Below are 14481 nucleotides of genomic sequence, written 5' to 3' on the forward strand. Positions count from 1 at the left end.
TGATGATTAACCCGGCGCGCCCTTTAGTCATCTATGAGAGCATGTCTTTCGACTTGACTACCCTGGATTTCGAACAAGTGACTCTATCATTGGTTGATCAAGCGCTTAAGATTGACGGTAAACGAGGAGATGTGACCCTTAAGTTTGAGCTGCATAGTGGTGATAAACTTGTAGGAACCGGCATTAAGACACTCGTGATGAGCGGTTTACGTCCCTATGATGCCGAGTTAGTCAAAGGCATGGTCGACAATTACGAGAGCTATCGTACCGAGTTCGAGCAAGCTTAATTTTTAGCTATAATTATTCTAGCTATAACTCTGCTAGTCATTATTTTAGAGTGCGGGTATCCAGTATTCGCACTTTCTATTCAATCAATCATCACATCTTCTCGGCTGGTCAAGAAATCTACGTTCAACTTGTGGATGATAAAAGTGTGATCTGGTTGCTTGTCTGCTTTATTTCATTAATGCATGCTGTGCCACCGCTAAAATAGCAGATGGCATCAATCTCTATTTTGGCAATCCGTTCGGATGAAGGTAGCAGGAGAGTGGGGAATAGCCCCCACACCGACGAGGCAAGTTTAGCTAATTGAAACATGGCTGAACCACTCTTTCAGGTGCCAATTACGATTGGCGTGGACTGTTACTGGACGAGCCTCTGGAGAGATCGCAAATGGCTTTTATTTTATTGAGCTATTATGCGGCGCCGAAGGCGAAAGTGCCTAAGTTATCTACCCATTTAGACGCGAAACGCTCAGGCAAAAGGACAGGGGAGAGGATGACTGCATAGCCCTGTCGTTTGTCTCTATGACAGTTAATTAGCATGTGCTAATTAACTGTCAGTATTGCGTCCGGCTGCGGCGCGTTACAGCCATTTCTTGTTCACTTCCGTTTATCCGTTTTTTTAATGATAATCGAGAACGGCAATGAATTTTGAATCACTCCTAGTTGAAATTAATGCCCTGGTTTGGGGGCCTGTTACCTAGTGGTTACTCGTCGGTACCGGTTTATACCTCACCATTAGACTGAGAATTATCCAAGTACTCTATCTGCCTCTTGCGTTGAAGCTGCTGTTTAAGCCTGCCAGCGGAAAAGGAGACCTCCCCCTCCTTCGCCGCACTCTGCACCGCGTTATCAGACTATAGGTACTGGGAATATTGTTGGGTCGCCACCGCGATTAAGATTGGTGGTCCCTGAGCCCTGTTTTGGATGTGGTTAGCGGCATTTTTCGGCATGGCAACCAAGTATGCTGAATGTATGCTAGCGGTGAAGTATCGCACCACAGATGCTAGAGGTCGGATTACTGGCGGCCCTATGTACTATATTGAGCGCGGTTAAGGGCTTAGCTGGCTGGCAAAAAATTCCGCCATCTTCGGTGTGGCAGTAGCCTTTTTTGGTATAGGAACATTCGCCCAAGTTAACGCCATTAGTGATGCCATGACCATCGCCTTCGATGTACCTACTTGGGTGACAGCCCTGGTATTAACCTTGTTGGTGGCTGCTGTGACATTAGGTGGTGTGACTCGTATTGCCAATGTGGCTAAAAGTTTGGTGCCTAGCATGGCGCTGGCTTATATCATCGCCTGTTTGGGGATTTTGTTTAGTTTTAGCGATCAGATCTTACCGACATTTGATCTGGTTATCACCTCGGCATTTACTCCTATCTCTGCCGCCGGAGGTTTTCTGGGGGCTACCGTGGCGCAAGCGCTGCAAATTGGTATTACCTCGTGGGCGACAGAGGACTTAGACTCTATCAGGGGCTATTTCTATTGCTGATCGCCCTTGGTGCCTTTATCAAGCTGGATCTTATCTTGCTGCTCGCCGATACCGTCAATGGATTAATGGCGATACCTAACTTGATCGCGCTATTAGGTCTCAGACAGGTGATTTATGCTGAGATCATGGGGTACTTTAAGCGATTATCAGCTCCTGTAGTCTCTCAGTAAGGTTAATTATCGATATTTTATATTGAGTATTTGGAGCTTTTCTCTAGTTGAGGAGTTCCTGGAGCCTATTTTGCTGAAAACATGTGTAAGAGCACGGTATTAAGTCGATTAGTATCGACAAAATGTTTGATTCCTTATAAATTATCACTCCTTCTCAGTTGGTATTACTTCTGTTTGAAAACCGTTCATATAAGGATCTAGCATGGCTCAACAAGGCTATTCACTACTGCGTATTATTATTATCGACAGTTTCTGGAAGGGTCAGGTCAATGAGCTGGACTTATCGGGGCATACGCAGCTTGAAGGGACTAATGGTGCGGGTAAAACCTCATTAATGCGACTACTGCCGTTATTTTATGGCATGCGGCCGAGCGACATCGTCAGTAAGGTCGATCAGGCGCGTAATTTTGTTGATTACTACCTGCCACGTGCTTCAAGTATGTTGATCTATGAATATCAGCGTCCCCATGGGCAAATTTGTATGGTGCTTGTTTGCAGCGATGGACGTGGAGCCCAGTATAAATTTATTGATGCACCCTACAACAGCGAGCACTTCATTGGCGACAACCATCAACGTCGTTCAATGAAAGAGATTGAAGGCTTCTATCGGCAGGTAGGTCGCGACTCGAGTTGCTATCTAGCCGTTGAAAAATATCGGCAAGTGATTCAAAACTTGCGTAGCGGCCGTAAATTAAAAGATGTCCGCCAACTGCAAAGTCGCTACAGTTTCTGTGAGCAGCCCAGCCCGCATATCGACAAAGTTATTAACGGCACTATAGAAAAAAACCTTGATTTTGAAGCCGTTAAACGCATGTTAGTGGCTATTGCGAGTGATTACCTTGCCCGCAGCTCGGTGGAAGAGAAAGAACAGATAAGCCTTAATAAAGAGGACATCAGCAACTGGATCGCGGATATTCGAGCCAGCCGCGCAGTACAGCAAGTCGCGGATAAAATTGACCTATGGCAGGGTGATTTCAATAGCTTAGACAGCCTATTGAGCAAGCTGCAGCATCTGCATTTTGAAATGCTGGCTCACCAAGAAAGTCTAAATGAACAGCAAGCATTGGCTGCTGAAAAGAAGCAGCAAATACAACAACAGCTATCAGGTTTGATCAATGAGCTAGAAACAACTAAGCAATCATTAAGCAAACAGGTGTCTAACTTAAAAGCGGATATCGAGGGCGATCAGAGTCGAATAGATTTACTCGATACCGACAAAATGAACTATGATGACGATGATGCCCCAAGCTATCAGTTACAAGCCGACAAAGCCCCGCATTATCAAGACCAGCTTAATGAAATCAACGCCATTATTAATGCCTTCGAAGGCAATATTAATAAGCTACAGCAAAAGTTTGCCGATCTCATTCAAACGCTCAAGTTTCTACATCTGCAAGATAAAAGTAATAACCAAACTAAAATGACGGATATTCGTGAGCGAGCCACTGTGCAGCTCACTAAAATTACCGACACTGATAGGTTGCAAAACCGCGAACTAGAGCAACAGTTGCATGCACGAAATATAGCTCTGCAGCTGAAGAAACAACGGTTAGAAAGTGATGTTCAAACCGAGCAGCAAAAGCTCTCTCAAGTTAAGCTAAATCAAGTTCAACTCGCGCCAGAGCTACAACAAAACATTGCCCAAAATACCCAAGCTTTAAGTGATGCTAAAGATAAGCAAAATAGCTTGTATCAAGCGCACTCCCAAGCGTTACAGCAGCACAATGACCTAATAAAGCGCCGAGATAAGCAGTTAGAGCAATACAATCAAGAAAAGCGTCTGTTAGAGGGGCTTTCTGCTGACTATGAACAAGTTAGAGCGCAGCTTATTCCTGCAGAAGGCTCATTACAGTATTTTCTTGATAATGAAGCGCAAGCAAAAAACTGGCAGAACAATATTGGACGACTACTCACCAGTGAGCAGCTCACTCGTTGTGATTTAGCGCCTACATGGGTTGGCGGTGACAGCTTTTATGGGCTTGCACTCGATTTGGAGCCTTTACAGAGCAATGACTCACTGTTTCTTGATGAGATCCAGTTGCGTGAAAAATATGAAGCACTGGGCGAAAAGATCAACCTGCAGACTGAGAAAATAGAGCAGCTTGATGAACATATTGGCTTATTAACTAAAGAGATTTCAGCCGCTGACGCCAACTGTTCAGCCGCGACGCAGCAACTTGCTAAAAATAAACTCAATTTGCAGCAACTAAACACGCAAAAAGAGAATTTTGAAGTTAAAAAACGTATCGCGATTAAAGAGTACACCGATGCGGTTAATCAACAGCTTAAAACGCTAGAGTCTGAACAAAGACGCCTAACCAAACAGCAGCAAGAGTACACCGAAGATGCAGAAGAGCAGCGCCATGAGCTACATAACCAGCTACTTGAAAAACGCATGGTGGTTGAAGGTGACCGTGACAGCCAATTGTCACTCTTGATGGCTGAAAATACCGAACTAGAAACCAACTACAAGCAACGCTTAAAAGATTTGAAAAAGCAGCAAAATACCGACTTGGCCAAATTGGATCCAGACGGAGAAGTGGATAAGCGCACCACCGAACGTAAGGTGATAGAGCAGGCATTGAAACAATGTGCTGTATTTGAGGCAAAGGCACATCACTATCTGCACTTTATGACCGATCGCTACTGCCATCGTGATGGCCTGGTTGAGCTGAACCAGAATAGATTAGTTCAGCAGCGTGGTTTTGAGACTCAGCTTGAAGATGCCACTATCAAGCTCAATAGCGACATCACTGCACTGCGCCGTGATATTAAGAAATTAAACGATAAGAAAACCTATGTTGAGGAGTTACTCAATCAACTAAGGGACAGCCAGCGTCAGTGTGAAAAGCAGGGCATTGAAGTATTAGGATCAGCAGAACAACCTCATAACCAAGCGGATCTGAGTGTGAGTTTTTGCGCCGATTGGCTCCATCAATTTAAAGTGATTGAAAAACGTTTAGGCGAGCAGCTTAATAAGTTTAACGATGGCTTTAAAAAGAAACACGCTAGCAGCGACCTGTACGATAACTGGCAAAAACTAGTGGCTGAACATGATAACTTTAGTGCCGCAAAAAGTTTATTTAAATACCGAGAGCCGATAGTCGAGCTATTAAGCAGTGCTCAACAGAAGCAAAAAAACACTTACCAGTTGGTGTCGGTTAACGCCACCATGATCAATGAGTTTTATCAACATGTAGAGAACTTTGCGAGACAAATTAAAACGATAGGTAAGCAGCTGTCGACTAAGGTGACAGAGCTTGCCCATTTTGATGCGTTAGCAGAGATCAGCGTTACCACAGTGATGAAGCAAGAAGAGTTGGAATACTGGGGATCGTTAAAAGAGTTTTCCAAGGCCTATGACCTATGTCGCGACCAATTAAGCGATGGTGTTGGAGAGATCCCTGACGATCTTGTTTATGCGATGCAAAAATTGGCGACTTACTTGCCCAGTGAAGGTTTTGTATTGAACCATTGCAATCTCTTCGATATTGAATTTACTATCATAGAAAAAGGCCAAGTTAAACATGCGCGTAATGCTCGTCAACTCAAAAAAGTGAGTTCGACGGGTTTATCGTATCTGGCTATGTTGTCCTTGTTTACTGGCCTGCTTGGTATGCTGCGTGGTGAAAGCCAATTTAGCAGTCAGATCATTTTACCTGTGGATGAGCTGGGTGAATTAGCGGCTGAAAATATAGAGCTGTTATTGAAAATGTTCAGTGACAATGACATTCATATTTTGTCGGCTTCGCCGTCTACTGACCGCCATATCTTGTCCCTATACGACAGACACTATAAGTTGAAGGATAATAAAATTTATCATGCTGAAATCCCCAAGTCTCGCCTCGATGAACTTCTGGCGAACAGAGTCAGTCAGCAACTAACGGCTACCGCTAAGCAGGAGTTATAATGTTTAAACAGACGATTCAAAAGCTGCTCACTGGGGAAGTGATTTGCGAAACCGCTTTTGCAGAAGAATTTACCTACCTTAAAGTCGAAAGTGAGTTTGAGCGAGTTAGTGATTTTTTGTCGAATCTCGATCGTAATTTAACCTACCTCGATAGTGCGGATGCCTATTACTGCACCTTTCAGCAAGTGGATCAAAGTAATTCAGCTGAGTTGTCGGCTCTGTTTAACGAAATGCGTAGTGTGTTTAGGCCGTTAGTCGAATTCTTAGATTTACTGCTTACTGCTACGCAAGCTGATCTGCCCTTGCATGGCAAATCAGTCATTAATATTAACGCGTTATTCGAACCCTTCGAACAAGATCAAACCTTACGCGATCAACTTAGACACTTGACGTCGATTAAGCCATTTAAAACCAATAAAGAAGAAACCAGAGAGCAGCTGGCGACCTTGTTTAATAAGCTCGAAGATATGCACTATTTCGTGCGTAAAAACCCTGGTAGTAGTCGTTATTTCGCTACGGCGCGGTTCGATCTCATTTACTGTCTAATTGAGTTTTTAAATGATTCTGAGCAAGTCGATTTGCCGGATGAGCAGACCGAACAACAAGATGAGTTATTGTTCTAATGGCAGGTTTTGATGCAGGACAGGTTTCAGCACTGCTGAGAAAAATTGGCGCTAACGATGAGCTATTGGCTAACGCTTATGTCTATGGCTCTATAGCGGCAGACAGCCAAGATAACAAAACTATTTCTACCTTACACAAGGCGGGTTTACTGCGCCCAGATGATGAGGTCGGTGAGTTTAGGGTAACGACAGACTTTAAGCGTATGCTCAATCGCTTGATGCGCAAGCAAAGTAGTTATCGTCAATTAACCGATATGGGCAAGGTGATTGAAGCGCTGGACGAAACGGTTAAAGACTATCAACTTTCGGTACAGGCAGAACAGTCGGAAGATGCGGAGCTGTTTTTAGAGCAACTTGATGATCTTTTGTATGAAACTAAAGACGGTTTAAACAATAACCTCGATAATATGCATTACGGCATTGTGAGCCAGTTTGGATTTGTCAGTAGCCTAGCGAACAAGATAAGACAAAACGAGCGCTACTTGAATCATGCACAGAATCTATTGACCGAGCTGCAACAAATTGATCCTGAAGCCTGTTATGAGTGGATTAACTGGCCGTGTCCAAATGAGTTTGCCCGTAAAATTACCGGTTTTGTATATTGGTTTAACAAAGTACTGCCAAGGCTACGTTTCATTATCGATAATATGCGTCTGAGCCTGTTTCGCTTACGTCGTGATGAGAAAAAAGCCAATCAATTGCGCAGTATGACTCGTTTTTTACGCCAACACCCTGAGTTTGAGCTGAGCGATAACCTGTATGAACACCCAGAATTGCCAGAAGGATTAAAGCTAGCTCCTGCAATGGCACTTAAATCTTATGTGGATACGCGTAATACTGCGCTAGAAACACCTCTTATTCAGTTAGTTCAAGCCTTGAGAAAGCAATCAATCGCTCAGGATGTGAAGGAGCGAGAGACTGCAGAAATAGAGGTTAATCCGATAGAGCGGGTGAGCTATCAAAGTGACTTTTTTGATCTGCAAGCCGAATTGCTGTTTGAGCAAGCCATTACGTCGAATGTTGCTATCTCTGCCTTAGTCTTTTGGCAACACTCGCAAGATGATTGGCAAGTCAATGAACATAGCATCAAGCCAAAAGCCTGGATTGAATTGGTGTTTAGCTGCTATTGCAAGCTTACCAATGAACAACAAGCAGCGTTTAGTCTTAATCTGAAGGGGGTCCAAGTAGCTGGGACATCAGATAACTTCAGCTACCATGATGTGGTGATCGGCTTAAATGAGTATTAGAAATAATATTCTACACCGTTTTTGGATAAGGTATGTATGCAAAAAGGCTTGTTTAACGATAGCAAAAAAATGTTGCGTAAATATTCCGCAGGCGACAAGATTCCGAGTAAAGCATATTTAAAACGTTTAAAGGCGGACTATGATTTTGGTGCGTTTTCAGCTGGCTATTTCACTTATGCCCTAGCTGATAAGATACGGCTCATTAATAAAGTTAAACAGCAGTTGGGTGTTCATCTCGAGTTTGACCCATATCCAGAACAACAAAGTCGCAATGAAAATTCAAAGACGAATAGAGCAGAGAAGTTAAATAGCTACCCTGTTAGCCGTGATTTTATTTTAATTAACAGCATTAATGGCTTGAAAATTAACAAACAGCTGATAGCCACATCGCCACTGTCTTCACTCGGGCTTTCAGTCAAGGCCGACGAAATTGACACGGTTGAACACCCATATATTGTGCTGGTTGAAAACCTGACATTAATGGCTAACTTAGCGAGCTTAATCCTGCCAGATCCTTTAAAAGATGCGCTGTGGTTGTACCGTGGTGATGTAAAACCCAGTCAGCAAACCGGTATGGCCTATCAATTTTTTAGGCGTTGGAAAGATAACCCTTGCTATAAATTAGTGTGTTTTAGCGATTTAGATCCAAAAGGCATTGAGATTGCTTATACCTGCGAAGCGGATTACTGGCTGTCACCTGCTGATTGTGAAGCTGCGATGGCAATCGACTTGCAAGGAATTGAACAAGAGTGGCATAAGCAAACAGCATCGCGCCTTTATTTGCACCGTCAGCAGTTACCTGCACAATGTCAGTTAGCTTTTTCCCTAATGAATGAGCAACATATAACATTGAAGCAGGAGCATATGCTGAGCCATAATTTGAAGTTGCAATTATTTTCTTTGAAGAAGAAAGGAAGCGTTAACGGCGGTTATGCTGACCAAAGTTAGCAGGTAATTCACCTTGATCTTACACTTGTGTAGTTTTTGCTTCTAAATTTCCACTCCTTTGTAGCGTTTAACGCTTTTAGTTTTGCATGTGCAGTTGTTTAATCTGCTTGCGTGCGTATCGTATCAGGTTTCATGTTGCTTATTTGATAATTATGTAAATATTATCCTTACCGCCTAATCTAGAGTTTCCCTTTGGCTCCAGCAGCAATGGCGGTCAAGTCATATGTTGCTTCTATGTGACTTTTGTTCTTGAGCTGAATTCGGTTGAAATTGTATCCAGCATGATTCACTATCTGTCTCCACCAGTGGGATATAACCCCAAAAATATAAGCATCGGCATAGGTGCAAATTAATAAAAGCATACATAAAAGATATGCTGAATCGAAGGCAGGTATATGACTAAATCACTTTCATCACGGATCTTTATCGGTCTGTTTTCCGGATTGATTTTCGGTTCAATCATTCAATATTTTCTTGGGGATGTGAGTTTCTTCTCTGGCACTGTGGTCGAGATATCTTCTGGCGTGGGAACCATGTTCGTCAGCATGATCATGATGCTCGTTGTTCCTTTAGTGTTCGTCAGCATAGTATGTGGCGTCCTTGAGCTAAGCGACCTGAAAAGCTTCGGCCGTTTGGGAGGCAAGACATTTGGTTTCTATATCATCAACACCTTAGTCGCTATTTTTGCCGCGTTAGCCGTGGCGCTACTGATACAGCCTGGCTTAGGTGTCGACATGTCCGGTGGCTCTGGCGCGACAATCACAGCCAGCGAATTGCCAAATTTGGTTGAGCTAATCGTTAATATTGTGCCGAGTAACCCGGTTGCCGCGTTTAGTTCGGGTAACATGTTACAAGTGATCTTCATGGCCTTGCTTGTGGGCGGTGTACTCAAGTCTTTGGGTAATGCCGTTCCCTTATTGGTTCAAGGGTTCCAGGAAGGCAATAAGTTGATGATGAAGCTCATCACGATAGTGATGCAGCTGGCTCCAATCGGTGTCTTTGCCTTGATGCTTAAACTTGGAGCCACCTTAGATGCGCATGTTTTTCTCAGTGTTCTAGAGTATCTGGTTGTCATAATAAGCTTGTTGTTGTTGTGGATTTTCGTGGTTTACCCTATGGCCGTAGGTGCGTTCACTTCGGTCTCGGCTAAAGAATTTCGCGCTAAGACGCGTGAGCAGATCTTGTTCTCACTCTCTACGGCGAGTTCGAATGCCACTATCCCTGTGACCATGCGTACCTTGACTGAGAAGCTAGGCGTTAAACCTTCCATCGCTGGGTTTGGTGTGCCGCTCGGAGCCACCATGAACATGGGCGGTGTGTCTATCTATATCACCATCGCAATCTTCTTTGTGGCGAATGCTTTTGGTGCGCCAATAGCGATGGAGCAGCTACCTGCGTTGTTATTCAGTATATTTCTGCTCTCTGTCGGCGCCGGCGGCGTCCCAGGCGGCGGTATGGTGATGATAGGTGTGTTAATTCATCAGATGGGCTTGCCAGTCGAGGCTTTTGCCATCGTTGCCGCGTTAGACCGTTTAATCGATATGGTGCTGACCTCGTGTAACGTAGTGGGTGATGCTGCGGTATTAACCATAGTCGATGCGACCGAACAGGGTTATGACACAGTCGAGCCAGCCGCCTTTGTTTCTGAGCCTCAGGTACAAGAGACCAAGCAGGTTTAATCGATATAGCTTAATAGACCTCGCTAGCCAAGCAGGTCTATGGGCTTTTTTATTGGGCTTAAAGGGGGGGGGGGACAGATGCAACCCGATTATTGGGTAAACATGCCTGTGGTTGAGTTGTGATTTTTGGCGCACTCCCTGTTACCTTAATGGCTACTGAGTTAATAAATCAGCTGAGGATGACCGATGAAAATTACTGTTTTTATACTCTGTGTATTGTTAATTTCCGCATGCTCTTCCAATGATTTATCTTATGCCAGCTGCGATTTTGTTTCAGGGGCTGCGGAAAACGAGCGACAGCGTGAACAGAGCCTAGCTAGTCCTGGGGCGCGTGATATGCAGACTGATAGTAATAAACGAACTCAAGATACCAGTGTAGGCATTTTCAACATACTGGCCGGGGCACTTAGCAGGGCATTATCGAGTGACGATGCCGATACACCTTGTTTATAGGCCGGTAGTTATTCTATTTTTACGAGTCGCAATTAATCTATTAAAGATCATTTTTTTGTAGCTAATGCTTTCAGTGCACCAATTGCGATGGAGCCATTCCATGCACTGCTATTCAGTATCTTCCTGCTTTCATCACTTGTCGGTTTTCATTCGTCTGCTCAATGCACTTTGGCTAATACCCAGCATTCTTGCTGCTGCGGTTTGGTTGTTGGCGGTGCGGCTCATGGCTTCATCTATTAAGGCTTGACTCATTTCTGCTAATGTCGGTAACTCTTTTGGGTAGCTGATTGAATCCTTCGGTTTAATGACACCGTTATTTCGCTCGTTCATTGCCTCCATAAAGGGGGTGATATTAAGCTGTATACCGTCACTGCGGCTGACTCCGTCAAATACCATGCCCTTAAGTTCATGCAGGTTTCCGGGAAATTCATAATCTGCTAGTTGGCTGGCTAAATTTCTCGGCTGCTGTGGTGCCTCTAATCCCATTTTATTTGCTGCTAAGTTGATGAAGTGATTGATCAGCATAGACAGGTCGAGTTTACGTTCCCTCAATGGTGGCAGTTTTATCTTGTGACTTGTGAGTCTGTAAAGCAGGTCGCTACGAAATTTCCCCTCTCGATTGAGGGTGAGAAGATCATGTTGAGTCGAGGCGATTATCTTACAATTGACCGGGTAGGGGCGGTCACTCCCCACCGGATAGTATTGTTTGTGTTCGATGACATCGACCAGCTTTGCCTGAGCCTCTAAGGGGAGGTCGCCAATCTCATTGAGATAGAGTAAGCCGGTGTGGACATGATGCAGCGCTCCAGCCTGAGCACTGACCTGACCATCTGCATGACTGGTGATCTTTCCGAATAGTTGCAGCTCAAAGGCATCATAGTTTACTCCTGCCAGTTTGATATTAATAAAGGGTTCATCGGGGCAGGTGAGCTGATGGCAGGATTTAGCAAATTCATCTTTGCCTGTGCCGCTTTCACCACAAATAAGAATGGGTTCAGGGCTCATGGCAACAGCTTCGAGATAACTGAATTGATCCAGCAGTGCAGGTTCACAGGTGAGAATGTTATTGAATGCTTGGGGGTGAGCTAAGGTACGGCTGAGAAAGCGCTCTTTTATCATCAGGTAGTTACGTTCGAGCCCGACGACTTCTAATGCCCTACGTACGGTACGGGCGAGATTATCGACATTATCTGTTTTGATAAAATAGTCATAGGCGCCGTGTTTAATACAGCGAACGGCAGTATCGACCTCATTGACCCCTGTGACTATGATCACCCGAGTCTTGGGGGACTTACTACGGATCATTTCCAATAGGTTTTCACCCGAGTGAAACGGCATGGTTAAGTCGAGGAGTACCAGGGCATAATCATTGAGTGCCAGCCTGTTATCCACTTGTCGGCTGTCGATGCAAGTGTCTATCTGGGCTTCGGGGACCAGGCGATTGAGTGTGATGGCTAAGCTTCTGAGCCAGGAAGGCTCATCATCGACCAAGAGGATATTTCTGGCTAATTTCACGTGTCTTGCTCCAGTGAGGGTAACTTGAGCGCCTTGATTGAATCAGAGACGGATAAAAATTGAATCTTGATACTGGTTCCCTGGCCGAGGCGAGAGCTGAACTGCATCTCCGTCATGTGCTCCTTGATAATACGGCTGCAAACAGATAGACCCAATCCGCTGCCACCACCGGAGCGACGAGTGGTAAAGAATGGTTCTGTGATGCGCTGCAGCGTGGCGCTATCCATGCCAGTTCCCGTATCTCTGATGGTTAAGCTGACCCCATCTGCCGATGTACTGGTTTCAATTGAGATGGTGTCACTGTCGGCGTCATCTCCTGTGGCAGGCTTACATGCGTGACAGGCATTTTGGATCAAGTTGATTAATACTTGATGTAGCTGCTGGGCATCGCCCATGATCATAGGCGCGGGCTCATTTAACTGAGTGATGAGCCTGAATATCTTGGTCTGATTAGCCGTTAATCTCAGGGAGACCTTAACCACTTCGTTTAGGTTTAATAGCTGATGCTCTGTGGTGACCGTCGGTAAGGCATAGCGCTTGAGATCGTTAACGATACGACTTATCCGCTTAGCCCCTTCTTCTATGGTCAAGCTACTGACTTGTAGTTCAGTCATGGCGCGGTTTGGGTCTAGGCCGGCAATTAACCAGAATGGATTCTGTTTCTGATAAGCATCTGCAGCCTGTTGTAGATCTTTAAGGGCATGATTAAAAAAGGCAATGGAGTGGATGATGATCCCCGTTGGGTTGTTGATCTCGTGTGCGATCCCGGCAGATAACTCTCCCAACGAGGCGAGTCGGCTGGCTTCATCATTGGCTTGTCTGAGGTTATGCCGCTCGGTGGCTTCTTCTAGGAGGATAACGGCTTGATCGTTTCCTATGGGGTGGAGCTGTAACTGCCAAAATTGATCTCGATATATCATATCGGCAATAAGAGACTTTTGGCTTTCAAGCACAGTGACTAAGCTTGAGTTGAGGTTAAAGGTGTCGCCATGCATAAAGTGGAACTCGGTACTGGTCAGCAGTTCGTTGTTGTTATCGTTGCTCCATAACCTCTCACATTGCCGATTAAGCAGTGTGACGCCGTGTGGGATACCATCGAGTACCGATTGAAACTGCTGAGAAAGGCTGGATATCTGCTGCTCTGCGCGCTTTCGTTGAGCCAGCTCAAGGTTGAGCGCTTGGGTCCTTTTATGCAGGCTGCGACTGATATAGCCAGTAAGCAGCATGCCTAATGCCGAGATGATGCTGATTAATATAGCTAACCAGAACATTCTTTGCTGGGCATTGGACAGGTCGACTTTTTCACGGCCGGTGCCGAACCACTTATTCACTAAGCGATCGTATTCCCCGGACAGTTTAAGCTGCCTGAGAGCATCGTTTATCTCGGCCATGAGCTGGGCATTCTTGTGGTTGCTAACGAAATTAAATGCACCATATATCAAGGGGGCACTGGAGCTTCTTATAGACGGATAGTGCGGCATTAAACGTCTGGCGACAAAGTTTTCAGCCAGCACTATATCGACATCTCCTGAGATTAACTGCTGAAAACCGGTTTCGTAGAGATCGACATCGACTCGAATAAACTCCTGAGCTTGCCCCGTTATATATACGTCGACGAAGGCGCCTTTTTTTATTGCTACACGTTTACCAGCAAGGTCATGCCATCCATGAATAAATTCTTTTCCTTGCAAGGTATATGCTTTGGCATGTGTGGCATAGATGGGATCGGATTGGCTGAGTTGTCTGTCTATGGTTACCGGGCTTACGACCGCGATCACATCGATGGGACTGGTGTCGTCATGAACATCTGCTAGCAGTTGTTGAAATGTCTTACGCCTGACAACAATGCGCTTATCTGTCATCTGGCCGATGCGGCTCATTAATTCTAAATGAAACCCCATGTCTACGCCGTTATTGCGCCACTCCAATGGCGCTGTCTTAGAGTGGACACCAAAAATGATATTCTCATCTGTCTGCCAAGCCTCAACGGCAGTGCTACACACAGAGCATAGTAGGCAAAGTAGGCCTGTTATAGGGCATAGGTATTTCATCGGCCGAGATTAGCATGGCAAGCTTTGATGGAACTGTGTCGTCAGCCTAGATTCCTGACATTGGTGACTCACTATTATCACCTATTTCGAGTCTAATTTAGCTTAGTGTC

General features: G+C 44.9%; 9 protein-coding genes, 1 pseudogene and 2 riboswitches. Of the genes and pseudogenes, 8 read left to right on the top strand and 2 right to left on the bottom strand.

Features of this window, described 5'->3' with window-relative positions:
• The 8 genes and pseudogenes from KT99_RS00005 to KT99_RS00040 form a co-directional block, all read left to right on the top strand.
• On the top strand, nucleotides 1-287 hold a 287-nt coding region (locus tag KT99_RS00005; RefSeq protein WP_005495636.1), incomplete at its 5' end, for a DUF3581 family protein.
• 243 nt (nucleotides 288-530) lie between these two features.
• A riboswitch (glycine riboswitch) is annotated at nucleotides 531-639 on the top strand.
• An 8-nt stretch (nucleotides 640-647) separates the two neighbouring features.
• A riboswitch (glycine riboswitch) is annotated at nucleotides 648-779 on the top strand.
• A gap of 146 nt (nucleotides 780-925) precedes the next feature.
• Nucleotides 926-1945 (top strand): annotated as a pseudogene (locus tag KT99_RS00010) (alanine/glycine:cation symporter family protein).
• Nucleotides 1946-2147: 202 nt separating this feature from the next.
• Nucleotides 2148-5855, top strand: coding sequence for an ATP-binding protein (locus tag KT99_RS00015; RefSeq protein ID WP_005495644.1), 3708 nt, complete (start codon nucleotides 2148-2150; stop codon nucleotides 5853-5855).
• Nucleotides 5855-6478 carry a hypothetical protein gene (locus KT99_RS00020; RefSeq protein WP_005495645.1) on the top strand — a complete coding sequence of 208 codons (624 nt, stop codon included), beginning with the start codon at nucleotides 5855-5857 and terminating at the stop codon, nucleotides 6476-6478. Before KT99_RS00015 ends, KT99_RS00020 begins: the two co-directional genes overlap by 1 nt.
• Complete coding sequence (locus KT99_RS00025) at nucleotides 6478-7725, top strand: hypothetical protein (protein ID WP_005495646.1); 1248 nt, start codon at nucleotides 6478-6480, stop codon at nucleotides 7723-7725. Before KT99_RS00020 ends, KT99_RS00025 begins: the two co-directional genes overlap by 1 nt.
• Nucleotides 7726-7761: 36 nt before the next feature.
• Nucleotides 7762-8673 carry a DUF7281 domain-containing protein gene (locus KT99_RS00030; protein ID WP_005495648.1) on the top strand — a complete coding sequence of 304 codons (912 nt, stop codon included), beginning with the start codon at nucleotides 7762-7764 and terminating at the stop codon, nucleotides 8671-8673.
• A gap of 395 nt (nucleotides 8674-9068) precedes the next feature.
• Nucleotides 9069-10352 carry a dicarboxylate/amino acid:cation symporter gene (locus tag KT99_RS00035; protein ID WP_005495652.1) on the top strand — a complete coding sequence of 428 codons (1284 nt, stop codon included), beginning with the start codon at nucleotides 9069-9071 and terminating at the stop codon, nucleotides 10350-10352.
• A 186-nt stretch (nucleotides 10353-10538) separates the two neighbouring features.
• Nucleotides 10539-10805: a hypothetical protein gene (locus tag KT99_RS00040; protein WP_005495653.1), complete on the top strand. Its 267-nt coding sequence runs from the start codon at nucleotides 10539-10541 to the stop codon at nucleotides 10803-10805.
• A gap of 132 nt (nucleotides 10806-10937) precedes the next feature.
• On the opposite strand, the gene KT99_RS00045 is transcribed toward KT99_RS00040, so the two are convergent.
• Both KT99_RS00045 and KT99_RS00050 read right to left on the bottom strand, forming a co-directional pair.
• Nucleotides 10938-12320 (bottom strand): sigma-54-dependent transcriptional regulator, encoded by a 1383-nt coding sequence (locus KT99_RS00045; RefSeq protein WP_005495655.1) that lies wholly within the window; start codon nucleotides 12318-12320, stop codon nucleotides 10938-10940.
• On the bottom strand, nucleotides 12317-14323 hold the full coding sequence (locus KT99_RS00050; protein ID WP_005495661.1) for an ATP-binding protein: 2007 nt from the start codon (nucleotides 14321-14323) through the stop codon (nucleotides 12317-12319). Before KT99_RS00050 ends, KT99_RS00045 begins: the two co-directional genes overlap by 4 nt.
• Nucleotides 14324-14481: the final 158 nt, after the last annotated feature.

The organism is Shewanella benthica KT99 (assembly GCF_000172075.1).
GTDB classification, from domain to species: Bacteria; Pseudomonadota; Gammaproteobacteria; order Enterobacterales; family Shewanellaceae; genus Shewanella; species Shewanella benthica_A.

Excerpts from the sequence above, each read along its gene's own strand:
- KT99_RS00020 (WP_005495645.1), top strand. The coding sequence starts at position 5,855 with ATGTTTAAACAGACGATTCAAAAGCTGCTCACTGGGGAAGTGATTTGC.
- KT99_RS00030 (WP_005495648.1), top strand. The coding sequence starts at position 7,762 with ATGCAAAAAGGCTTGTTTAACGATAGCAAAAAAATGTTGCGTAAATAT.
- KT99_RS00025 (WP_005495646.1), top strand. The coding sequence starts at position 6,478 with ATGGCAGGTTTTGATGCAGGACAGGTTTCAGCACTGCTGAGAAAAATT.
- KT99_RS00035 (WP_005495652.1), top strand. The coding sequence starts at position 9,069 with ATGACTAAATCACTTTCATCACGGATCTTTATCGGTCTGTTTTCCGGA.
- KT99_RS00040 (WP_005495653.1), top strand. The coding sequence starts at position 10,539 with ATGAAAATTACTGTTTTTATACTCTGTGTATTGTTAATTTCCGCATGC.
- KT99_RS00015 (WP_005495644.1), top strand. The coding sequence starts at position 2,148 with ATGGCTCAACAAGGCTATTCACTACTGCGTATTATTATTATCGACAGT.